27 protein-coding genes are annotated in these 22,199 nt (G+C 69.4%); 19 read left to right on the top strand and 8 right to left on the bottom strand.

From position 1 onward, the window contains the following. The first annotated feature begins 384 nt into the window (after positions 1-384). The 8 genes from ACH34R_RS42965 (at position 385) to ACH34R_RS42930 (ending at position 5,309) form a co-directional block, all read left to right on the top strand. On the top strand, positions 385-1,149 hold the full coding sequence (locus ACH34R_RS42965; RefSeq protein ID WP_397567384.1) for an Ig-like domain-containing protein: 765 nt from the start codon (positions 385-387) through the stop codon (positions 1,147-1,149). Positions 1,150-1,269: 120 nt separating this feature from the next. After that, positions 1,270-2,001: an Ig-like domain-containing protein gene (locus tag ACH34R_RS42960; RefSeq protein ID WP_397567383.1), complete on the top strand. Its 732-nt coding sequence runs from the start codon at positions 1,270-1,272 to the stop codon at positions 1,999-2,001. Positions 2,002-2,110: 109 nt separating this feature from the next. Further along, positions 2,111-3,214 carry a serine hydrolase domain-containing protein gene (locus ACH34R_RS42955; protein ID WP_397567382.1) on the top strand — a complete coding sequence of 368 codons (1,104 nt, stop codon included), beginning with the start codon at positions 2,111-2,113 and terminating at the stop codon, positions 3,212-3,214. Positions 3,215-3,237: 23 nt separating this feature from the next. Then, positions 3,238-3,729 (top strand): hypothetical protein, encoded by a 492-nt coding sequence (locus tag ACH34R_RS42950; protein WP_397567381.1) that lies wholly within the window; start codon positions 3,238-3,240, stop codon positions 3,727-3,729. A 23-nt stretch (positions 3,730-3,752) separates the two neighbouring features. Further along, on the top strand, positions 3,753-4,058 hold the full coding sequence (locus ACH34R_RS42945; RefSeq protein WP_397567380.1) for a hypothetical protein: 306 nt from the start codon (positions 3,753-3,755) through the stop codon (positions 4,056-4,058). Positions 4,059-4,138: 80 nt separating this feature from the next. Next, positions 4,139-4,501: a carbohydrate-binding module family 14 protein gene (locus ACH34R_RS42940; RefSeq protein WP_397567379.1), complete on the top strand. Its 363-nt coding sequence runs from the start codon at positions 4,139-4,141 to the stop codon at positions 4,499-4,501. 45 nt (positions 4,502-4,546) lie between these two features. Then, on the top strand, positions 4,547-4,894 hold the full coding sequence (locus ACH34R_RS42935) for a hypothetical protein (protein ID WP_397567378.1): 348 nt from the start codon (positions 4,547-4,549) through the stop codon (positions 4,892-4,894). A gap of 55 nt (positions 4,895-4,949) precedes the next feature. Further along, positions 4,950-5,309, top strand: coding sequence for a hypothetical protein (locus ACH34R_RS42930; protein ID WP_397567377.1), 360 nt, complete (start codon positions 4,950-4,952; stop codon positions 5,307-5,309). Positions 5,310-5,672: 363 nt separating this feature from the next. Here ACH34R_RS42930 and ACH34R_RS42925 read toward each other — a convergent pair whose 3' ends face one another. The 4 genes from ACH34R_RS42925 to ACH34R_RS42910 form a co-directional block, all read right to left on the bottom strand. After that, positions 5,673-5,963: a DUF2637 domain-containing protein gene (locus tag ACH34R_RS42925; RefSeq protein WP_397567376.1), complete on the bottom strand. Its 291-nt coding sequence runs from the start codon at positions 5,961-5,963 to the stop codon at positions 5,673-5,675. A gap of 134 nt (positions 5,964-6,097) precedes the next feature. Further along, on the bottom strand, positions 6,098-6,337 hold the full coding sequence (locus tag ACH34R_RS42920) for an esterase-like activity of phytase family protein (RefSeq protein WP_397567375.1): 240 nt from the start codon (positions 6,335-6,337) through the stop codon (positions 6,098-6,100). Between the two features lie 184 nt (positions 6,338-6,521). Beyond that, the gene (locus tag ACH34R_RS42915) at positions 6,522-6,938 is read right to left on the bottom strand and encodes a hypothetical protein (RefSeq protein ID WP_397567374.1); all 417 of its coding nucleotides are present in this window, start codon (positions 6,936-6,938) and stop codon (positions 6,522-6,524) included. Positions 6,939-7,005: 67 nt separating this feature from the next. Next, the gene (locus ACH34R_RS42910) at positions 7,006-8,679 is read right to left on the bottom strand and encodes a PHP domain-containing protein (RefSeq protein ID WP_397567373.1); all 1,674 of its coding nucleotides are present in this window, start codon (positions 8,677-8,679) and stop codon (positions 7,006-7,008) included. Positions 8,680-9,413: 734 nt separating this feature from the next. Between ACH34R_RS42910 and ACH34R_RS42905 the strand changes: the two genes are divergently transcribed. From ACH34R_RS42905 to ACH34R_RS42885, 5 genes are all read left to right on the top strand, one after another. Continuing rightward, positions 9,414-9,566, top strand: coding sequence for a hypothetical protein (locus ACH34R_RS42905; protein ID WP_397567372.1), 153 nt, complete (start codon positions 9,414-9,416; stop codon positions 9,564-9,566). A gap of 111 nt (positions 9,567-9,677) precedes the next feature. Beyond that, the gene (locus ACH34R_RS42900) at positions 9,678-9,818 is read left to right on the top strand and encodes a hypothetical protein (RefSeq protein ID WP_397567371.1); all 141 of its coding nucleotides are present in this window, start codon (positions 9,678-9,680) and stop codon (positions 9,816-9,818) included. Between the two features lie 13 nt (positions 9,819-9,831). After that, positions 9,832-12,036 carry a PatA/PatG family cyanobactin maturation protease gene (locus ACH34R_RS42895; protein WP_397567370.1) on the top strand — a complete coding sequence of 735 codons (2,205 nt, stop codon included), beginning with the start codon at positions 9,832-9,834 and terminating at the stop codon, positions 12,034-12,036. Positions 12,037-12,066: 30 nt separating this feature from the next. Further along, positions 12,067-12,264, top strand: coding sequence for a hypothetical protein (locus ACH34R_RS42890; RefSeq protein WP_397567369.1), 198 nt, complete (start codon positions 12,067-12,069; stop codon positions 12,262-12,264). A 77-nt stretch (positions 12,265-12,341) separates the two neighbouring features. Further along, the gene (locus ACH34R_RS42885) at positions 12,342-13,397 is read left to right on the top strand and encodes a S8 family serine peptidase (protein ID WP_397567368.1); all 1,056 of its coding nucleotides are present in this window, start codon (positions 12,342-12,344) and stop codon (positions 13,395-13,397) included. Positions 13,398-13,679: 282 nt separating this feature from the next. Here the strand turns inward: ACH34R_RS42885 and ACH34R_RS42880 are convergent, their stop codons facing one another. Continuing rightward, positions 13,680-13,907, bottom strand: coding sequence for a DUF6247 family protein (locus ACH34R_RS42880; RefSeq protein WP_397567396.1), 228 nt, complete (start codon positions 13,905-13,907; stop codon positions 13,680-13,682). Positions 13,908-14,664: 757 nt separating this feature from the next. Further along, positions 14,665-15,801: a LamG-like jellyroll fold domain-containing protein gene (locus tag ACH34R_RS42875; RefSeq protein WP_397567367.1), complete on the bottom strand. Its 1,137-nt coding sequence runs from the start codon at positions 15,799-15,801 to the stop codon at positions 14,665-14,667. Between the two features lie 559 nt (positions 15,802-16,360). Between ACH34R_RS42875 and ACH34R_RS42870 the strand changes: the two genes are divergently transcribed. Genes ACH34R_RS42870 through ACH34R_RS42845 form a run of 6 tightly spaced genes read left to right on the top strand, consistent with a single transcriptional unit; the run spans position 16,361 to position 20,739 of the window. Further along, complete coding sequence (locus ACH34R_RS42870; protein WP_397567366.1) at positions 16,361-17,164, top strand: hypothetical protein; 804 nt, start codon at positions 16,361-16,363, stop codon at positions 17,162-17,164. 28 nt (positions 17,165-17,192) lie between these two features. Further along, on the top strand, positions 17,193-17,501 hold the full coding sequence (locus ACH34R_RS42865) for a hypothetical protein (RefSeq protein ID WP_397567365.1): 309 nt from the start codon (positions 17,193-17,195) through the stop codon (positions 17,499-17,501). 56 nt (positions 17,502-17,557) lie between these two features. After that, complete coding sequence (locus ACH34R_RS42860) at positions 17,558-18,112, top strand: hypothetical protein (protein ID WP_397567364.1); 555 nt, start codon at positions 17,558-17,560, stop codon at positions 18,110-18,112. Between the two features lie 7 nt (positions 18,113-18,119). Further along, on the top strand, positions 18,120-19,202 hold the full coding sequence (locus ACH34R_RS42855) for a Mov34/MPN/PAD-1 family protein (protein ID WP_397567363.1): 1,083 nt from the start codon (positions 18,120-18,122) through the stop codon (positions 19,200-19,202). A 17-nt stretch (positions 19,203-19,219) separates the two neighbouring features. Continuing rightward, positions 19,220-19,549 carry a hypothetical protein gene (locus ACH34R_RS42850; protein WP_397567362.1) on the top strand — a complete coding sequence of 110 codons (330 nt, stop codon included), beginning with the start codon at positions 19,220-19,222 and terminating at the stop codon, positions 19,547-19,549. Next, positions 19,546-20,739, top strand: coding sequence for a HesA/MoeB/ThiF family protein (locus tag ACH34R_RS42845; protein ID WP_397567361.1), 1,194 nt, complete (start codon positions 19,546-19,548; stop codon positions 20,737-20,739). Before ACH34R_RS42850 ends, ACH34R_RS42845 begins: the two co-directional genes overlap by 4 nt. A gap of 360 nt (positions 20,740-21,099) precedes the next feature. Here ACH34R_RS42845 and ACH34R_RS42840 read toward each other — a convergent pair whose 3' ends face one another. After that, entirely contained in the window at positions 21,100-21,768 is a 669-nt protein-coding gene (locus ACH34R_RS42840; protein WP_397567360.1) for a DUF998 domain-containing protein, read from the bottom strand. A gap of 129 nt (positions 21,769-21,897) precedes the next feature. Further along, the coding region (locus ACH34R_RS42835) for a hypothetical protein (RefSeq protein WP_397567359.1) at positions 21,898-22,199 on the bottom strand (302 nt) is incomplete at its 5' end.

Raw genomic sequence — 22,199 nt, 5'->3', positions numbered from 1 at the left:
CGGATGGCGGTCTCGGTGAACAACGCCTCCAGCCGGGCAGCGGGGATGGCGCGGTCGTCTCGGCGACGGGCCAATGCGGGCCGGTGAGGGTGGTCAGGCAGGCCAGCGCGCGGGCGCAACGCGTGCGGGTGGTGGCCGGGGGGCGAGCTGGGACGTGATTCCCGCTCGCGTCTGTGACAGGTAATCCCGATTCCCGTCAGAAGTCAGGCTCCTCTCACTAGCACGATAGATAACCAAGAGTCATGGTCATACTACTTTTAGTGACGACTTGGTGAGCGGGTCGGCACTACGCCCCCGAACCGAGAGCCATTAGGTACGAACTCCCCCGAACAAAGGAGGGGCGGCATTCCCTTTCCCCCCAAGCAGCCCGTCACGACCCTTCACTTGACCGCCCACGCCCGGCGCGCCCGGCGTGTGGCGCTCACCCTTGCCACGGCTGTCCTGGCCGTTGCCGGTACGGCGCTTCCGGCGCTGGCCGTCACCGGTCAGTCCCCGCCGCCGTCCGCCGTCCCCGGTGAGACGGTCACCATCCGGGTGGAGGGCGTCAAGGACATCCAAGGCTCCAAACTCATCTACACCGCCCCGCCCCAGACCACCTTCGTCAGCGTCTCCTGCGACTGGCGCAACACCACCACCGGCCAGACCGGCAGCAACCAGGTGACCTACTCAAACGGCCGTCGCAGCGCCGAATGCCCCACCCCGCTCCTGTTCCAGCCGCGCGTCCAGCCCACCCAGCAGATCCGCCTGCGCATCGACCCGGGCGCCACCAGCGGGCTCAAGACCGGCCAGATCCGCATGGTCGCCGCCGGCAACAGCGCCGAAAGCCGCGACCAGGGCACCTTCCAGGTACAGGTGGAGGACCCGGTGCCACCCGCCCCGGTCATCACCCGCCCGCCGAACGGCTCGCTGCGCGGCACCCAGCCGGAGATCGGCGGCACCGGGCAGGACGGCGCCACCGTCATCGTCCGCGACCAGAACAACCAGCCCGTGTGCGTCACCGAGGTCGCCGACGGCCAGTGGTCGTGCACCCCGACGCCGCCGTTCACCAACGGCGAGGTCACCCTGACCGCCACCCAGGTCGACGACAACGGCTCCTCCGAGGCGTCGGCCCCGGTCACCTTCACCGTCAATTCCCTCATCGACCTGTGACCACCCGCCGCTGAACACCGCTGACACACCACCGACGTACCACCGATGGCCCGGCACATCGGTGCCGGGCCTCGGTGCCCGAGCTTCCTTCGGCAGCCACATGAGAAAGGGCGGCACGCCATGCCCGCAATCCTCCGCTCCGCCAGACGGGCGATGCCTGCCCTGGCCATGATCGCCATCGCGGTGACCGCTACCGCGCATCCAGCGCTGGCCGTCGACGGGCAGTCGCCCCCGCCCAAGGCCGAGCCCGGCCAGACCGTGAGCGTCCGCCTGGACGGCTTCCGCGACATCGGGGGCCAGGTGGTCTTCACCGCCCCATCGCAGACCACGTTCGCCCGGGTCACCTGCAACCTCGGCAACGGCGATGCCAACGCGACCCTGTCGGCCGACCGCAGGACCGCCACCTGTACCGCCGGCTTTTACTTCGCAGCGCTCAAGGCAACCCAGTACGCACGGGTCACCGTTGATACCGACGCCGCTCCCGGTCTCAAGACCGGCCGTGTTCGCCACAGCTACCAGGGCGACGTGGTCGACCAGGGCAACTTCTCGATCGAGGTGGAGCCCGGCGTCCCCCCGGCCCCGGTCATCACCCGCCCCCCGAGTGGCTCGCTGCGCGGCACCGCACCGGAAATCGAGGGGACCGGGCAGGACGGCGCGACCGTCATCGTTCGTGACGCAGGCGGTGATCCGGTGTGCGTCACCGAGGTCGCCGACGGCCAATGGTCGTGCACCCCGACGCCGCCGTTCACCAACGGCGAGATCACCCTGACCGCTACCCAGGTCGACGACAACGGCTCCTCCGAGGCGTCGGCCCCGGTCACCTTCACCGTCAATTCCCTCATCGACCTGTGACCACCCGCCGCTGAACGCCGCGACGTACCTCCCCGTTCCTGACGCCTCATCAGGGGCCGGGCTTTCCTGCCCGAGCCGGTCGACCTCACTCCACGGAAGGGAGCCCGACATGCCACCACGCGCCCTGCTGTCGCTGGTGCTGGCTCTCCCACTCCTCGCGCCCGCCCTGTTGCCCACCCCCGCATACGCCGCGCCCAGCCGGGCCGCGCTACAGGCGGCGCTGGACGCCGTCGTCGCCTCCGGCGCGCCCGGCGCCGTCGCCGAGGCCAGGGACGAGGCCGGACGCTGGACGGGCACCAGCGGCGCCGCCGACCTGGACGGCACCCCGGTCCCGGCGAACGGCCGCTGGCGCATCGGCAGCGTCACCAAGACCATCGTCGCCGCCCTGATCCTCCAACTCGCCGGCGAAGGCAAGCTGGGCCTGGACGACGCGATCGGCGGGCACTTGCCGGGCCTGCTGCCCCGCGGCGACCGCATCACCGTGCGGATGCTGCTCAACCACACCAGCGGGCTGGGCGACTACGCCCGAACCTGGGACGGCACCCCGGCGGGCTTCCGCCGCCTGGCCACCACCACCTACACCCCGCAACAGCTCATCGACAGGGGCACCGCCCTGCCCGCAGGCCCGCCGGGCGGCCCGTGGGCCTACTCCAACACCGGCTACATCGCCCTCGGTCTGCTCGCGGAAAAGCTCACCGGCCAAAGCCTGTCCCGCGCCCTGCTGGAGCGCATCTTCATCCCCCAACGCCTGGACGACACCTACCTGCCCACCACCAGCCGCGCCATCCCCGGCCCGCACCTGCACGGCCACACCACCGACGAGCAGGGCCGGCTGGAGGACATCACCCGCTTCGACTCCTCCAACGCCTGGGCGGCCGGAGGCGTCGTGTCCACCGCCGCCGCCCTCAACCGCTTCTTCATCCTGCTGGCCCACGGCCAACTCTTCCCCGCCCACCTGGTCACGCAGATGAAACGCACCGTCCCGGGACCGGGACCGGGACTGGACTACGGGCTCGGCCTGATGCGGCTCACCCTGCCCTGCGGCCGACAGGTGTGGGGGCACAAGGGCCACATCCCCGGCTACGCCACCTACAGCTTCCACGACGCCCGGCGCAGCCTCACCGTCGCCGCCAACGCCATGCACTCCCTCGACGACGGCGCCACCGACCAGGCCATCAACCGGCTCCTCACGGCCGAATTCTGCGCGCCCTGACACACACTCTCGGGAGCCCCTTCATGCCGAACGCGCGCGCCGCGCTCATCCTCGGCCTCGCCACCGCCACCCTGATCGGCCCGGCGACACCGCCCGCCCACGCCGGCCCCGCCCAGGCCAACCCCGCCCAGACCGGCATCCGCCTCACCCAGCCCGACATCCCGGTGGCCACCACCCACTACCCGGCCACCAGCATCCGCATCACCCAAGGCGACGGCTCCAGCCGGCTCGCCGGTGTGATCGGCCACCGCCTGGCCTACACCGCCCCCACCGACACCAAGATCACCGACCTGCTGTGCGGCAACGGCCGATTCAAGCAGATCACCTCCGACGGCCGCACCGCCACCTACACGGTCACCGACCCGGCCGTGCGGTGGACCATCGACCGCCGCGTCGAGCTGTCCACCTGGGCCCGGCACGGCACCATCGCCACCGGCCGCGTCGAGTACCAGACCCCCAGCGGCCAGGTCCTGGCCACCACCCCGCTGCAGTTCACCGTCAACTACGGCGGCTAACCCCCCAAGAAAGGAACCACGTCATGCCCGCACTGCGCATCGGCTCCGGCACCACCCCACCCGGCCAGGGCTGGGGCAACAACGGCCGCGGCATCTACCTGGACGTCGACACCTCCTCGGCCGGCTTCACCGGCACCCCCATCTACACCTCCTCCTTGGCCGGTGACGGCACCATGTGGGACTACGTCGGCGCCAGCGCCATCTACAACCCCACCCCCACCGGCTTTCGCGTCTACATCCAGCACTACAGGGACACCCAGACCACCGGACCCGACCACGCCCAGCGCTACAACTTCCACATCAACTGGATCGGCGTGGACAACCCCTGACCCATGCCGCTGCCGCCCCCGACCATGACGGGGCGGGCGGCCCGCTCCTTCCCCGCCGATGCTCACCAGGAACGCGCCACATGACGATCTCCCCCAGACGGGCCCCGGCCGTAACGGTCGCCACGCTCCTGGTCCTCACCGCATCGCCCGCCCACGCCGCATGCCACGCCGAACGCCGGTCACCTATGCCCCTGCCCGGCGCCGGCGCCCCGCACCGCACCGCCGGCATCAACGCCTCCGAGTGCCAAGGCCAGGACGGCGTACGGCGTCGCCACCCCACGCTGTGCACGCACTGGATCTCCTGCACCCAGGGCCACGCCTCCGTCGTACCCTGCCCGATCACTCCCCGGCAACTGCACTACACCCCCGACAAGAACCCGCACAACGATCCGGCCAAGGGCCACTGCGACCCACCCGAGATCGCCGACTGCCCCTACGCCTGACCCACCACACCTACGACCCCATCACCCGACACCAGGAGAGACGACATGCCCATGACCATCCCCCTGCGCCGCGCCGCCGCGACGCTGGCCATTACCGGTGGCATCCTGGCCACCACCGCCATCCCCGCCATCCCGGCCATGGCCGCCGCCCCCGCGCACCCCGACACCCCCGCACCGGCACGCCCGCCAGCCGCCACCCACCCCGCCCCCCCGAAGGCACCGGCCCAGGACCTCGCACCCGCCCCGGCCGAACCGCCCGCGCCGCCCCTGCTCCTCACCCCGGACGGCACCCTCATCATCAATCCCCGCTACGCCGGCGCCATCGGCGAACACGCCTGCCCGCCCGGAACCGTCCGCCTGGGAGACGGCTGCGCCCCCATCGCCAACGTCTGACACCCCACACCCCCCACACCGTCGTACCACCACACCGAACCTGGAAGGACCTGCCATGCTCTCCCGGCTCGCCCGCCTGCCCAAGCTCGCCGTACCCGCCGCGCTCCTGACCGCCACCCTGGCACTCACAACCGCGGCCATGCCCGCCGCCCACGCCCAAAGCACCGACTACACCTGCGCCTCCATCACCCCACTCAGCAACAGCGCCGTGATCGGCGCGGGATGCACCGCCGCGCCCGGGGCCGTCACCGACGGCCTCATCCACGGCGACTTCACCATCGCCGAAACCGGCGGCACCGCCTACACCTGCCGCCCCGAACAGCCCGGATGGCCCTCCGGTCAGGCCGCCCTGTCCAGCCCGGACGCCGCCGTCCTGGGCTACCACTGCACCCCCACCAACACCGATCCCGTGTAAGGCACTGCCGCCCTTCATGTTCTCGACAGCGCCAACAACAGGAAGAGGGAACGCCTCGGCACCGGGGCGTCCCCCCTTTCTCCTTGTCGGAGCGTTTCTTGCAGCTCATTCGTGATCTCTTCGCCCTCCCTGCCCGTCCCAGGCCGGTTACTCCGCGGCCGTATCCGCATCGCCCATCGACAACGGCCCGTAAAGAATGCGCTGGACCGCCTCGCCGCCCGCCGGGAGCGGTGCGTGCTGGACGTCACCATCGTCGAAGCCGAGGCGAGTGAACAGGTCAAGAAACGCTTGGACGGAGACGCCATGCTTGCCAGCGTCCGGCAGGTACCGGCCAGGCCCTTGCGAAGTCATACCCCAACGAGGTCATGTCAAGTCTGGGGGCGGGTTCCGCAGCGGCAACGTCCGGGCCAGCGCTCCGCCGCGTCTGCCGTACCGATTCGCCAGCAAGATCGACATGGAGACGACCACGATGGTGCTATCAACCGCTGGCGGAATGAGCACCGCCGCCAGATGGTCCTCACCATGACGCAGGCACAACTCGTGCATGTGACGGAGCGAGACGACCACGGCGATACCCACCGATACCGCAACGCCCCCGAGCGTTGTACACGAATACGACGCACCGCCCGATCTCTTGACTCCATGCCCGCTCATCCCTCCCGGCCGGGAGGACGGCCGAGGACCCTTGGTGGTGCCGAGCCGTCCGGTGGCCGGGTCGAATCGGATGGATTCGGGGTCGGGTGATTCCTTCTCGCCGAATTTGGGATAGGAGGCGCCGTCGTGTTGGGTCAGCCAGGTACGGCGGTCAGTTCGACGTCGCTCAGCTTGCCGCTCTGTGCGTCGAAGGTCAGCTTGCCGGTGTAGAAGCGCGGGGCCTGGTGGCACCAGCGGTCATCGGTGATGAAGTACCACGTACCGGTCTTCGGGTCATGGCCCAGGCCGGAGAGCCCGCCCACCGTGGTGCCGTCGACGGTCTTGCCGAAGGGGATCACCTGCTCACCGAGGTCACGGATGATCTCGACCTGCACCGCGGCCGAGCGAGGTGCCTCCGCCGCGCCGTCCCCATACCGAGGGGAAGTACGGCGAGCAGCCCCGCCGTTCGCCACATTCCCAGCCTGATGCGCATTCATCTCCTCGTTTCGTTGGTGGACGAGATGGGTGGTGTTCTGCCGGCCCGTTGCCGGTACCGTCGTCACCCCCCGCGACCGGTCATCACCCCAGTGGTGCCGTCGTGTAGTGGTGGGCGACTTCGAGGGGAAGGACGTCGCCGGTGTCGGTGAACAACTGGGCGGCCACCGTCGCGTTGTAGCCAGAGTGGAACATCGTGTCGCTGAAGATCGGAGCGATGAGGACACGCGTGGTGGCCGGAGTGCCGTCGCAAGATGCGACGGCGCGGCTCGCTCCGAGGATGTTGGACTGCTGCATGTGCACGTACAGGCCGGTCGTGGCGGAGGCGTCGCAGGTGTAGGTGACCTGTACGGCGGCGTTGCCGCCGACTGCGCGGGCCGAGTCGATGTGCACCTGGGCGGTCGGGGCGGCAACCGCCGGGACGGTGGGTGCGCACACGGCCGCAGTGGCCGCCAAAGCCGCGATGACGACACGAAGCAGATGAGCGGTACAGATGGGCATCAGGACTCCGGTCCGGTCAAGGCCATGGAGGCGGGTGATATGTGTGTTCTGGTACGGCAGGGGCGGGTCAGCTCGGCAGGACCCAGATCGGGTTGGCGTAGAACCACAGGTCCTCCCAGGGGTCGGCGTTGCCGTAGACGTCCATCGCCGGGCCGAACGGATCGACGTCGGCGCCCATCGGGCCCGGCGCGCTGCGCTTGCCGTCCGTGCCGCGGACCCGGAAATAGAACGGCTCGTCCACCCGCCCGAAGGAGTGGGTGAACGACACCCGTCCGGTGGCCTTGCCGACCTCGAAGGACCTGACCACCCGGGCGGTCGGGGCGGTGAAGGTGTCGCGGTCGGTGACCGGGCCGGTCACCTGGCCGCTGATCACGTCGACCCGCGCCAGTCTCGGGACGAACTGCGCCCAGTTCGGGGTGGCGGCAAGCTCGATCTCGATGGTCGCCGCCACGCTCGCGCCGCGCCGTACCCGAAGCACCCCGCCCAGCGGCGTGCCGTGGCCGCCACGCCGGTCACCGGCCTGGCGGGCGCGCACGTCGAGGCCGCTGATCAGCCCGCCGTGGTCCACCCAGACCCGCCCCGCACGCAGCCCCGCCATCACCGCGCGGTAGCCGAACGACGTCGCCCCGACGTGGGTGCGGGTGTACTGGCCGGGCCAGTAGTCGAATCCGTCGGTGCGCGGCGGCCCGTACACAGGGTCGGGGTGCTTGCCGTCGCGGTCGAAGTCGCCGCCCGGGCCGCGCTGGGAGGTGTCCAGGTAGACGATGTGCGAGTCGGAGTTGGCGGTGATCCACCACGGCTTTCCCTCGGCCAGCAGGCTGTCCCAGAGTCCGCCGACGGTGGAGGTCATCCAGTCGAAGCCGCCCCAGGTCCGGTAGCTCTCCGGGGGGTAGCCGGGGAACGAGGCGTCGGTCCGGTTGAGGAAGTACAGGCCGCGGGCCTTGTAGCGCCAGGTGGACTCCGGCAGGCCGGCGGCCTGGTGGCCGGGCGCGCTCTCCATGCCGATCGCCACGTGGGGATCGGCGTCGCGCCAGGCGCGGATCTCGTGCGGCGAGTCGACGCCGCGCCGGGCCGGGTGGTTGGCCAGGAACAGCGCGTCCCGGACGCGGCGCCTGCGCACCTGCTCGCCGAGGAACTTGATCCCGGCGATGGCCAGGGCCTCGTTGGCGGGGGTGGAGCCGGTGGCGTTCTTGACTTCGCCGTCGTAGGCGTTCTCGAACTCCTTGAGCACCGCCACCTCGTTGCGCCCGGGGTGGACGAAGACGGTGGCGTGCTCGGCGGCCGGGCAGTTCCATTCCAGGCCCTGGTAGATCAGCAGGTCCTTGAGTCGCCTGCGGGCGGCCACGATGTCCGGGTTGACCTTCTCCACGCCGATCTTGGCATGGGCGGGGTCACCGTGGTCGGTGACGACCATCCAGTCCAGCCCGCAGGCGCGCGCGTGCCGGGCATGGTCGATGACGCGGTACTGGCCGTCGCGGCTGTACTGGGTGTGGACGTGGTGGTCGCCGGCCAGCCACCGGAAGCCGCCCTTGGCGTCGGCGCCCGCCGGGTCCTCCGGGGCGGCGGCCAGCACGGTGCTGGCGGCGCCCGCGCCGAGCAGCCCGGCCCCGCGCAGGAAGCGGCGGCGGGAGGCATCGGCGGGCGGGAGTTCGCCGTCGGGCACGGACGGATCGAGCGCCGGGGGGACGTCCGCACCGGCTTCGTCCTGTTCTGGGGCGGGGTGGGGGTGGCCGTGGCCCATCTGTGCTCCCTTGGGGCGGGTAGCCCGAGTCGCTTGCCAATGGCGTGGAAAGCCCAGGCTGATTTCACGGGCATCGGAAAGGGAAAGCGTCGGATCGCGGTGTTTACGCCTATGCGTGGTCGTGGGCCCCACCACGATCGGGGCTTGGTGCGCCGCCGCCCTGCAAGCGGAAATCGTAGGAGCCTCTGTAGCCGCGCGGTCGGTTGATCACCCATTCGGCCGGCCATCGAAGGCCGGTCGCATGCTAGCGGCGGAGCACCGCCGGCCAGAAGTCGCCGCTGTAACATCCAGGGCAGGGGATGGTGGGGGCCATAAGTGCGAGAGCCAGGGTGGCGGTGGCGATGTGCCGGGCCAGAGACGCCGGGCTCATGAGTATTTCCCTTCGTTGGGATCTGATCACCCCAGTCTGAAACTCAGAGTACTCAATCAACTACTATCCGCTAAGGAAGATTGCGGTAGCGTCAGCCGGTCCGCCACGACTGGGTGGCGAATGGGGCCTACGCACCGGCGCTAGGCACACGTGACAGGCGACGCCATTTCCGTGCCAGCAAGCCAGGGCCGCCTCACCTTCACGCCACGTTACTTTGTGTACTCACAAAACTACTTTAAGTAGCTAGTCGTGGGCGCGGAGCCCGCCCGGAACAGGGCGGTTCATTGGTCGACTTCCTCGCCCTCGCGTCGCATCAGCCATGAGGCGGGTGAAGGGCGCCCGCCACCAGCAGGAGGTTCACACCATGACAGACACCACCATGCCGGTGCTCGCCGCCCCGGTCGAGCGGACGGTCAGCGGCACCGCCGCCGTGGAGCACCTGGGCGTCGAGCAGTCCTTCAAGGACCCCACCGGCCTGTTCAACCCGAACCCGTTCGCCGACGACGGCGACGTGTAGAAGTCGGCAGGTGCGGGTCGCGTGCCGGTACTCACGCCCGCGCCACCTCGTCGCCGCTTTCGGCAGGCGCCCAGATGGCGGCGGAGGCCAATAACAGAAGGGACTGTTCTCATGACGGAGACGTTCATTCCGCATCTCACCGCCCCGATCCAGCGCACCGTCACCAGCGCTCCCGCGACCGGCACCGCGAGCGTTGAGCAGGCCAACTATGGGACCCATTGGGTCCCGTTCGCCGGCGACGGCGACGAGTAGCCGACCACCAGGGGTGAGCGCCGGCGCCTGGCGGGCGCTCACCCTCTCACCCGCCGACAACCAGGGCAAGACCCACTACCTCCGGAAAGGCGTACGCATGGGCGAGGTCTCGGCGATCGCGGGCCTGGCCGAGCTGTGGCGGCTGACCACAGGCGATGACCGGATCGCGGTGGCCATCGTGGATGGCCTGGTCGATATGACGCATCCGGTCTTCGGCGGGGCGAACCTCACCCAACTGCCCGAGCTGTTGCCGGGCGGCTCCACCGACGATGCGGCCTCCGCGCACGGAACGGCTGTGGCCAGTGTGCTGATCGCCCGGCACAATGGACCGGTCGCCGGGGTGGCGGGGGTCGCACCCCGCTGCCGGGCGATCAGCGTGCCGGTCTTCACCGGGCGGCGCCATGTCTCTCAACTGGACCTGGCCCGTGCCATCGACCTGGCGCTGGATGCCGGCGCACAGGTGATCAACATCAGCGGCGGTCAGCTCGTCGATGCCGGTGAGGCCGAAGACGCACTGTCGCGGGCGGTGCGCCGCTGCCGCGAGTCGGGCGTACTGGTGGTGGCCGCCGCCGGAAACGACGGCTGCCTGTGCGACCACGTGCCCGCCGCGCTGCCCGGCGTGCTGGCGGTCGGCGCCTGCGACGACGCGGGCCGCCCGCTGCCGCTGAGCAACTTCGGGCCGATCAGCCGCCGTCAGGGCCTGCTCGCGCCCGGCCACGAGATACCGGTCGCGGTGCCCGGCGGCGGAAGGGCGACGATGAGCGGTACCAGCCTGGCCGCCCCGATCGTCGTCGGCGTGGCCGTCTTGCTGGCCGCCCTGCGACTCCGCGACGGCGGCAAGCCGGACCTGATCGCGATCGGCGAGGTGCTGCGCGCCACCGCCGACCCCTGCGACCCGCTCATCGGCCGAGAGCGGCGCCAAGACGAGCGGGCCAGCGAAAGCCACGAAACGGACCGGGATGCAGCCTGCGCGCGGTATCTGACCGGAACACTCAACATCACGAAAGCGGTGAATGCTGTGACCACCACCTCCACCCCCGCCTCGCCCCCCATCCCCGCCATCGCCCCGGCCTCCATCTCGAATTCCGCTGTGAACTCCGCCGCAGCCTTCCCGGCGGCCGAGACGGAGTTCGGGGAGCCCGGGGAACAGACCGCCGCGGTGGTGCCCTCCTGCGGCCCGGCCCCAGTGATGGGCTCAACGGTGTGCTCGGCGGCAGATGGAGCCGGGTGCGGCTGTGCTACCGAGCACGCCGCCGCCTCCCCCACGCCTGTCACCTTGGCGGCGGCTGCCCCGACAACGGCCGTCCCCGCCGGAGGGCGAGACGGCGGAGTGATCCCCTCGGCCGGGCAGCAGCCCGCGACGGCGCCGCGGCTGGTTTACGCCCTCGGCACGCTCGGCTACGACTTCGGCACCGAAGCCCGGCGTGACACCTTCAAGCAGCTCATGCCGCCCGTGGACGTGGACGGCGTGCCCCTGCCAGCCAACCCGTATGACCCCCGGCAGATGGTGGATTACCTGCGCGACAACCCGTCGGAGGCCACGCCGCTGATCTGGACGCTGAACCTCGACCTGACCCCGATCTACGCGATCGAGCCGGTCGGCGGGTACGGCCCCGGCGTGTACGAACGGCTGGTGGAGTTCCTTCACCGCCAACTGCTGGCCGACGACGACGTCGAGTTCGTCGACCGGATCTCGGTGCCCGGCACTCTGCCCGGCCGTACCGTCCGCCTGTTCAACGGCCAGCACCTCCCGGTCATCGAGATCAATCTGACCCGAGGCCTGTACGGCTGGTCGGTCGCCGGCCTCGCCAACGCCGTGGTCGCCGAATGCGACGTCCCCGCCCACAACCAGCCCGGCGCCGTACCCGAACGCGACCGGCTGCAAGATGCGGTGGCCGACTTCCTCCAGCGCATCTACTACGACCTGCGCAACTTCGGCGCCACCAGCCGCGACCGCGCGCTGAACTTCGCCGCCACCAACGCCGTCCAGGCCCGCCAGACGCTGGCCGAAGCCCTCGGCAAGGGCATGGCCCTCAAAGACATCGACACCGAGAAAAGCCCCTACGGCCGCCCCGACAGCGACTGCTGGGACGTCAAGCTCCGCTTCTTCGACCCCGACAACAGCCGCCGCGCCAAGCGCGTCTACCGCTTCACCATCGATGTCAAGGATGTGCTGCCGGTCACTCTCGGCCCGGTCCGCTCCTGGCCCGAAGCCTGACCCACCCCCGCTCGGAAGGAGAGCGCGGTCATGTCCCTACTGCCGCCGCAGCCCCCACCGGTACGCCGCGAAGTGCCGATCGACCCCTACACCACCATCGCGCTGACCCCCCACACCCCCGAGCACCTCCAACGGGTGTGGCTGTGGCTGCTGTACGGCGCCAACACCGGCGACCCGGCCGCCTACCGCCTGCCCGGCTATGAGCAGGCCAAGCTGTCGGCCCGGTAACGCGGGCCCCCGGACAGATACCCGCACCGCACCCCGCACCCCGCACTCAGCACCCGCCTTCCAGGAGCGCCCGCCCGATGCCCCCCACCACCCCACCATCACCACGATCACTGCCGCCGGGCGAGGCCGCCCAGCACAAAGGGGATCGGGATGCCTCCGGCCCGGCCGCACCACCTGCCGCCACGCCGGCGGCCCGCCATCCCGCCCAGGCGGTGCCCGGCATCACCGCCGTCCACCGGCACACCCTCGGCGATCCCGGCGTGGTCATCGGCGTCGTCGACGGCCCACCTGATCTGTCCCATCCCTGCCTGGCAGGCGCGCACGTCGAGACGCGCCTGCCGTGGTGGCTGCCCCCTACCCCACCCAACGACAGAATGCGCGAGCACGGCACTTTCACCGCCAGCGTCCTGACCGGACAGCCCGGCACCGTCCTGCCCGGCCTGGCCCCCCGCTGCCGCGCCGTCTTCCTGCCCGTCCCGGCCGACGAAGACCAGCCCCCCGACCCGCTGTCGGCCGCCCGCGCCATCGAAGAACTCACCGAAGCAGGCGCCGCCGTCATCCAGTACACCCTGGCCCACCACACCGCCTCCGACGACGCCCACCCGCTGCTCAAACGCGCCATCGCCCACGCCATGCAGGCGGGCGTGCTCATCACCGCGCCCGCCGGCAACGACTACGGCCACTGCGCCATCGCCCCCGCCCTGCTGCCCGGCGTCCTGGCCGTCGGCGCGCACCGCGCCGACGGCGCCATGTTCTACTTCAGCAACCACGGCCCCGCTTACGCCGGCCACGGCGTAACCGCCCTCGGCGAGGCCGTGCTGGGGGCCACCCCCGGCGACGGCGGCGTCAAGCCCCGCAAAGGTACCTGCACTGCCGTCGCCCTGGTCACCGGCACCGCCGCACTCCTGGTGAGCCTGCAACGCCACTTCGGCCACACACCTGACCCGCTTGCGGTCGGCGCCACGCTGCTGGCCACCGCCCGCCCCTGCACCCCGGACCAAGCCCACGGCCGCCCCGAACGCTGCCTGAACGGCCACCTCGACCTACCCGCCGCCACCGCCCGGCTCTTCCCCGGCATGTCGCTCCCGCACCCCGGCCCCGAACCGGTGTCCCAGCCACGGCCCCGGCCCTAGCCGTCACGGCCCAGCGACTCGTCTAGCAAGCAATTGCTCATCGTGTCGCTCTAACCGCATAGAGCAACGGATGTGATGTCGTCCGATGCCGCCTCCGGTCTGACGGTTCCCCCGGCGCGCGAGCGCCCCCACCCGACGGGAGAACCATGAAGAAGCGAGCACCACTCATCACCACCCTCACCGCCCTGCCGATGGCCCTGCTGGCCGTCCCCAGGCCCACGCCGACGCGGCGGTCGTGCCGGGCAGGGGGCTCGACCAGTGCCCGGAGGGCTGCCTCTGCCTCTACCAGCACTTCACCTGCAACCTCAACGACCCCCACGGCCTGCTCCTACGACCCGACCAGGACATCAGCTGGACCTGCTTGAAGCGGGCCAGGTCGTGGGCGGCGTCCAGAGCCTCGTCATACTCGGCACGGAACTGGGCACGGTACGCCGGCGGAAGCGCATCGAAGATCGCCGCTAGGTCCTCACCGGGGTCGGCGTGGCCCTGCGGGCTCCAGAGGCCGGGCAGTCATGGCGCCCAATGTATCTCCCAGTGCCGGCGATACACCGGTCCCAGCGACTGGGCGGGGCTACGCCCTTCCCACCCACCAGGCGACAACGGACTGATCATCTTTAGACCTCCTAACACTCCTGATCCCGCTGCCAACGCGGACACGATGCATGGAGCCGGGAATAGCGATGGGCATGCCCGTCCGGTGTTGATCGGGCCTAGGCGACTCGGATAAGCCCAGCTCAGAGGGCTTGTTTCCCTGCCGGGGTGGCAACGCGGGGTGGCAACGCGCGTGATCTGTCTCAGGCGAACAAGGCCGCCACGGTCTCGGCGGCTTCCGCCCGCATGCCCTTGATGACGTGCGCGTAGATGTTCATGGTGATCGACGGATTGGCGTGTACGAGTCGTTCCTGTACGACCTTGACGGGTACGCCGTCCCTGAGGGCGAGCGCGGCCTACAAAGCGCGGATCCCGCAGGAGTACGACCAGCTCGACAAGGCCGGCGAGGGCGCTTCGATGCGCCGGGAGGGCGTTGTGCTCCTCACTGATCTCCAGTTGGCGCACGGCCCGCGATCAGGGTGCGAGGCAGGGGCTCGCCCAGCCGGTTGGACGGGCCAAGGCCGACCCGCGAGACAAGAAGATCGACACCCCTGCAGGAGGAGGTCGATCGGCTGGGTGATCAGGACGCTGTTGTGGGATCGGGAGTCGGCGATCGGTGGCCGGGGGCCGGGGGCCGCCGACAGGGACCGTTCGAATATGACTCCGTCGGGCTTTCTTATCGCGGTCGGCCGAGCGCTTTGATCTCGTCCAGGGTAAGGGCCTGATCGAAGACCTGGACATTCTTGATGCTGCCGGGGAAGTGGTCCCTGTACGTATGGCCGTGATCGCGCGCGCCTCCAATGATCAGTTGGTCCGCTATTGACTCGGACGCGGAAACGTCCTCGCCCTCGGCCGAGCCCGCCTGTTTCCCGTCAACGTAGAGAGTCCACATGTGCCTATCATGAACGCCGACAAGGTGAGTCCAGAGACTTGGGACGGCTTTGACGGACGACGGCACACGAAACTCGGCATTGGTGGAGGGCCCGGAGAAGGCCCAGCGATTTGGATTCCTCCAGTATTGCAAGTAGAAAGCGGTCAGGTTACCGGCGGACTGGCTGACGACGGTGACGAAATCCAATGCCGGGGTCACGGTGACGTCGAGCCATGCCCAGGCGGAGACGGTGTAGCTGTGGCCCGGGCCGGTCTTGAGCACCGGCCCGGCGGTGGTCACCCGACTGCCGCGACCGTCGAACCGGGCGGCCCCGTCGCTGCCTTCGCCCCAGCGCACCGCTGTCGCGGTGCCTTCATAGCTGCCCGCGGCGTCCTTCGCGATCTGCGCTCCGGGTCTCTCATCGAGCGGCCACGCGGCGACGGGTTCGGGTACGCGTGTGCTGTCAGCCAGCCAGATGCCAGTGGGAATGGCCCCCGCGACCAGGGCCAATCCGCTGAGGACAACGGTCCGACGTGTGCGGCGGTCCCATGGGGCATTCCGCCGGATCCGCAGGGAGGCGCCCGGGCCGGGTGACCCCGGAGGGACCGCGCCGTCCGGCCGGTCGGCGAGCGGCACCGTGCGCCGGGAGTCGGTCTCCGCATCTCCGGTGACGGGAGCTGCCGGCGCGGAGGTTGCGCGGAGTGCGTTGGCCCGCGCCCATCGACGGTGTAACTCGGCCAGTTCGGCGGGGGTGGCCTTACACAGACGGGCGAAGCCCTCGATGGGAGCGTAATCGGCGGGCAGGGTAGTGCCGTTGCAGTACCGATGGAGCGTGGAGGGGCTCATCCGCAGCCGCTTGGCGAGAGCGTTGTAGCTGTAGGGAGTGCGGTCCTTCAGCTCCTGAAGAAGGGCCGCCAAACTGCCCATTTCAGCATGCTTCATGACCGCTTCTCCCACTCACATGATGTCCCCGCCACGCCCTGGTGCGTCCCAGGATATTCCACCCACCCACATTCCCGCAGGACAGCTAGGGAAGAACGTTCTGACGTCCCTTCTCATCCCAGATCTGTGGCGATGCGCTGACCGCTGTGGCCAAGGTGAGGAGGCTATCGAGACACGGACAGCAGCGCGAACTTTCTCTTTCGTTGCCGCATGTCTCCTGGTGAAAGCTGCTCCAGAAGAACCGGGGGTGGCTGGGAGGAAGAGAGGAAGCTTTCGATGTTTCGAATACGTATTCGTGCGGCGGTGCTTGTGGTGGTCGCCGTGACGAGCGGTCTGCTGCTCACCGCCTGTGGGGGCGACGTCGGAGCCTAGTGGGAACGGCGTCGCAAGATCGGCCGAGCGGGAACGAGGACCCGCCGGTCACCAGCTCCTGGACCGTGTAGCGACGGCCTTCGGCCGGCCGGCGAATGCGACGAGCCGACCGAGCGGGAACGGTGGCCCGTCGTCGGGACGGTACCTCCGAGGAAAGGCACTGCACAAACTATTACGGGCGGGGTGGATGGACTTAATCGTCAAGGCTCTCCTGGAGGCGATGTTCGCCCTCGGGATCGACGAGCTTCGCCGTCGATATTTCTGGCGCCCGCTGCGGACACACGCTCCCACTTCGGGACCTCCGGCCAGCGAGCTGCACGCCGAGTTCGAAGCGGGTCATGGGCCGCGTCCTTCAGTGGTCATGGTCGGGCTGCGGCGGGGCGACGCGTGGCATTACAGTATCCCGGTTCGGTATGGCGATCGTCTCCGGTTGCAGCTGAGCAGAGGTGTCTACCAACTCTGCGCCTGGTTCTTCGCCGACCTGCCGGAGTCCGCCGCCCCCACCCTCGTCGCGATCGCGCACCAGGAGATCCGAGTCCTGTCCAACAGGCCCGAGAAGTTCGTCGTGCGGGGCCATGAGCCCACGCATTCGCAACTGGCGGAGATCCTCTCGGTCGCGCCCGCGCGAGGTCTGCCCTTCCTGATCACACATGAACAGCAGCCCTTGGAGTCTGCTGGCGGGGTCGGCCGGAGGGCGTGGTGGCGTTCCGGCCGGTCCATGCGGGGGGCGCCTCAGGCGGACGGGCGCTTGGCGCGGGCGGTGAGGCGTTCCCAGTTGCGGACGTCATCGACGCCGTTCCCTCTGGAACGGCGCACAGATTCGGATTTCGAACCGGAACTGGTACTCGTCTGCGCGCCCGTCTGCGGACACGTGGACCCGTCCGGAAACAGATGCGCCGAGGCCGCCGCGGGCAATGGCACCAGGTGCCCGGCACACGCCGGGCACGACAGCGAATTCGACATCCTCGGATGGATCGGGCCGGAGCCGTAGAGCCGGAATTCCCCGTCCTGAGCCCTCCATGAAATCCGCCGAGACAACCCGGGAAAGAGTTGTGGATAACAAGACTCTTATCAATTTCCTGCATCCCACGAACCCGTCACAACTTCTCTTGGTCAAGGTGCCGCGCGATTCCTCAGCGGCATGGCTGGTGCAGCAGATGATCAACGCGGGGTTCATTCCGCAGGCCGACGACGTGGGCCAGTACAAACTCCAGGACACCCGCTCCAACAACCTGCTGCACGACACGCAGAGCCTGGCCGACGCGGGGATCCAGGACGGCGCGAACCTCCGGGTCATTCACGCGACGAGCGGCGCGGGGCGAGGCTGATGAGGCCGGCCGAGCTGATCGAGCGCCGTAGGTTCGACTTCCGCGTCCTCTCCGACATGCGCGGCCCGATGTTCGACTTCGGGGCGTATCGCGGTCGCGGCGACCTGGAGGCCGAGCGCAACGAGATCATCAGCGTGGACAACAGCGGCTGGGCGAGCAAGTATGTCATGCGCCTGCGGATCCCCACGCTGGTCGGGCCTGGCACGTTCCGGGATGAGACGGTGTTCGGCGTCGATCTGGACCGCGCCGACTATCCGCTGGCGGAGCCGGTGACCTGGCTGATCTCCGAGCCCATCCCCTGGTCGCCACACTTCCAGCGGAGCTCGCCCATCTGCATCGGCTCGGAGTTCTGGCTGGCCCGAAAAGGCCATGTGACACTCGGGGAGTTGATCATTCACGTCGCGATGATGCTCAACTGGGACGAGAAGGGCCGTGGCCCCGGCTATGTCGGATGGAACGAGGAGGCGATCAAGTACCACGCCGACCACTACCACGGCCGTGCGTTGAATCCAGACTTGGTGTACCCGGCGCTGCCAGGCTGGCTCTACGGAGATACGCCTGACCCGGGGCCCGACTTCGAGATCGTCGACCGCCGGTCGATTGAGTGGTAGGGGCGCCGTGTCCGGGCAGGATCCCGACTTCGAGATCGTCGGAGAGCAGTTCGATGTGCCGTTCCGTGCGCGCAGCGGCCATCGCCGGTATATCCGTTTCACGGTCGACGACAGTTCGAGCGTCTACGTCGACCGCGAAGTGGCGGCGCGCTTACGGCGGCACGCGAGCCACGCCGCCCCGCGCGAAACCGGTGGGCTGCTGGCCGGACGGGCGTTCCGCGACAACCAAGGCGCGTACCTGATCGTTACCGGCATGGCCACCGCCCCGCCCGAGTCCGGCGGCCGCGGCTGGTTCCACCTCACTCCCGAGGGCACGCAAATGCTGCGTGAGGAACTGGCCGAACGCGAGGCGAGCGCGGATGTCGTCGGCTGGTGGCACAGCCACGAGGTCGCCAGCCCGTACAGTTCACATGACCGCGCCAACCAGACGATGTGGGACAAGTCCTCGCACGTCGGGCTGCTCGTGTTCGCGGCGGGCGCTCCCTGGGCGAGACTGCACATGGGCCCCGACTCAGCCGGGGAGATCGACTCGTTCGATGACCCGGGATCCGTGGCGGCCGAGCCCGCCGCGGATCGAGACGCGGCCCAGGCCCCGCTCCCGCGAGTGCCCCCGCCTGAAACCCGTCCCGCGCTGTCGCCGGTAGGGCGACCGGTGCGGATCTGGGAAAGGCACCCCGCTCCGTCAGTCACTCGGCTCCGGCGGCTCATCACGACCGTCGCCGTGGCGGCGGGGTTGGGCGTCGTCCTGGTGGCGCTGCTCCAAACGCTGCGGCCGGCCCCCGGCCCCGCGATCGCTCCGTCATCGGCACCGCCTCGGGTCGCGAGCACTCCGTTCTTCGTACCGGAGGGACCCCGGCCCACCATGCTCTCCTGGTGGTGCGTGATCGAGAGCGACAGAAGCTCGGCACGCTGCCGCGCGCGCACCGAACCGCCCCTCCCGATCCTCTGGTCCCTCGACGGGCAGATCGTCGGCCATGATCCGGAGGTGACCATCCCGATCCGCAGGGGCAAGAAGAACATCCTCACACTGAGTGCCTTGGGCCATCGCGCACTGAACGAGGTGGGTCGTGAGGATCTGCCTGAGAGATAGCAAAGGAGCGGTGGGACATGGACGGCCTCGTGGGAATCGCGATCATCGCGATCATCGTGATCCTGGTGATCTGGGCGCTGATCCGCGGGGGGAGTAAAGGTCGTACGGACACCGTCGGCTACACCCCGGATCACGCACAGCGCCCCGAGGTGCATCCGGACTTCGAGATCATCACTCCGCTCCCGCCCAGCCCGAATCCGCCAGCCGAGGCGGAGCCGCCGGATCCGGGGTTCGAGAACCCCCGTCAGTGGACCAACGCCAACGCGGTCTGCCTGCGCACCGGGCGATCGGCAGCGATGTGCGGCTGCGACATCCACCGGAAAGTCAACTGCGCGAAGGACACATGAGCGACGACGCCCTCCATTCCCGATCAATACTGGCCGGATACGATCCCACGCGACTCGCCCGGGCGCAGGTGCTCGTCGTGGGCCTGGGCGCGCTGGGCCAGAACATCCTGCAGACCCTCGCGCTGAGCGGCGTCGGCCGGTTCCTGCTCATCGACTTCGACGAGTTCGAGGACCACAACGCGACGCGGTCGCCGTTTTTCCCGTCCCCCGCCGAGCGCGTACGCCGCGGCAGCCGCAAAGCGTCCTGCGTCGCGCACCGCGCGCTCGCCGTCAACACCGCCGAGTCCCCCGAAATCCGATTTCGCGAGACGACCGTGCAGCGCGCCGGGGACGGCTGCATCCGCTGGGCCGATGTGGTGGTGTCGGCCGTCGACGGCATCAGGGCCCGCGCCTGGCTGTCCGAACGCGCGCGACTGCATGGCAAACCGCTCGTTGAAGGCGGTTTCGCGGGGCCCGAGTACAACTTCTCCGCCTTCTCCGGCGAGCGGGGAGCCAACTGCTACCGCTGCTTCAATCCGGCCACGTTCTCCTCCATGTCCTGCCGCGAGTACGCGCGGGAGGCCGCGCGGCGCAACGTCATTCCGGCTATCCAGTCCACCGCGTCAGTGCTCGGCGGGATGATGGCCGAACAGGTCATGAACCTTCTGCACGGCGACGAGAGCGCGTACGGACGCCGTTTCTCCGGTGACATCCGGCGGGCGACGTTTCAGCGGTCGAATCTGCTGCCCAATCCCGAATGCCCGGGGGAGCACGAACCGCTGCCTGTCCGGCGCGCGCCCGAGGGCCTGTCCAGGCCGCGTACCGTGGCCGATCTGGTCGATGTCGTGCGCGAGCAGACCGCGGGCGGCTTGATCGTCCCGTCGGAGCCCGTCGTCCTGGCCGCCCCCTGCACAAGGTGCCGGAACCTGTGCCAGGTGCGGGCCGGCGAGTCGGCCTGGACGCTCGACTCGCGCTGCACCGCATGCGGCGGCCCCTGGAAGATCGCCGCCGCCCGTCATCCCGGTCTCACGGTCATGCTCGAAACCGATGGCGAGCTCGACGCCGATGTCGCCGCCACCCGGCTCGCCGACATCGGCATCCCTCCGGGAGGCCACGTCATGATCGCCGCTCCCGACACCACCCGCCACCTGCTCCAGCTCCCCGGCAACCCGGTGGACCTCTGGTCTCTGGCGGCCCGGCCGGCGGACTAGACTCGGACTAAACTAGGGCTTGCCCTCGTCCCGGTCCTCTCCGTGGGAGCGCCCCACCTCGAAGTCCGCCGGTGCGCGGGGCCACCACACCGATCGCCGTGGTGCCCGTTGACGGCGGGCCTGGCTGATCAGCACCTGAGCGCGACCTTCGCCCTGGGCTCAGCGCCGCGGCGGTTTATGTCCTCGGTCAGGGATACATGGCACGTTGGCGAGGGTGTGCACGCCGGCCGAACTTGTCGATATCTTCCCGGCATGCGGTGATCTTCACCGGTCCTGCATCTGATCGATGTCGTTGACGCCTCCCTGCGGAGGAGATCAGACCCGCCACACGCCGTCCGCGTATCCAGGAATGTGACGCGGTTATGGTGTGCGGTTCCAACCAGACCCAGGGCGGCGCAGCAGGCGCACGCCCAGCGCGATGATCCAGCAGAAACCGGTCAGCAGGGAAAGGTGTTCCAGCAGGCCCGCCGGAGCCGGTCGCCAGATGCCCGCGCCGTCCAGGCGGAAGGCGATACCGGCCGCGACGGCGAAGACGATGACGCCGGTCCCGGACAGGCGGCTGTAGCGGGCCCAGGCATGGCCGGACTGGGACGGGTGCCCGGCGAGGACATAGGCGGCGGCGCTGAGAGCGGCGAACAGCACGAGCCCGGCCATCTGGTGGACGCGTCCGGCTGCTGTGATGACGGCGGGCATGCCGGGCGGGTAGCCGAGCGCTGGGTCGGTGGGCACCAGCCCGGCGACGACCAGGCCGACGGCCGCCGCCGCGAGCAGGATCGGCCCCCCGGTCGCACCGCGCCCGCCCCGCAGGGCATGGCGAATGCCGACGGCGAAGGCGACCAGCAGCAGCCCGCCCAGGACGAAGTTGATCGTCTGGAGCCAGGCGCGTTCACCGGTGCCGAGCTGGCTGACACCGTGACGCCACAAGCTGTACCAAGGCCGGGTGGCACCGTCGCCCCACAGCAGAACAGGAACCAGAACCCCGGCGGCGATGCCGCAGGTGAGCAGAACAGACACAGTGCGCGAGGTCATCGGGACATCCTCCGTGTTCTCCGTGACGTCTTCCACGACGGCGAACGCCACGGGCCGACCAGACTTCCCGGCTCTCCACCAGCACGCCTCGCAGTAGAGGCGATCCTTGATCAATACATGAATTTTAGCTCATACTGAATCAACTGCAATAGAGGGCACCGGGCGACCGACGCGAATCATGCCGAAGCGGTACGTGATCGAGATACGCCATAGGGGTGCGCTCGGGCCGATGACGCTGAGCTGTTCGCCCCTCGACACGAACACCACGCCGAGCTCACCGGTGCCGCAAAGGTCGCGGTGGCGCTTGACCACGTCTCCCCGCTCGATGACCGGCACCACCTCCCCATGCCCGATCTTGGCGGTTCTTGATAGGTTCCATGCAGGTGCGCCGGGAAGCCTGGTCGGCAGTCGTTGCCGCCGATCCCGGAAAG

The sequence above is a fragment of the Spongiactinospora sp. 9N601 genome, from assembly GCF_044326295.1.
In the GTDB taxonomy this organism is placed as follows: Bacteria; Actinomycetota; Actinomycetes; order Streptosporangiales; family Streptosporangiaceae; genus Spongiactinospora; species Spongiactinospora gelatinilytica.
The sequence above is the reverse complement of the archived record's forward strand: the minus strand, read 5'-3'. Positions and strand labels throughout refer to the sequence as shown.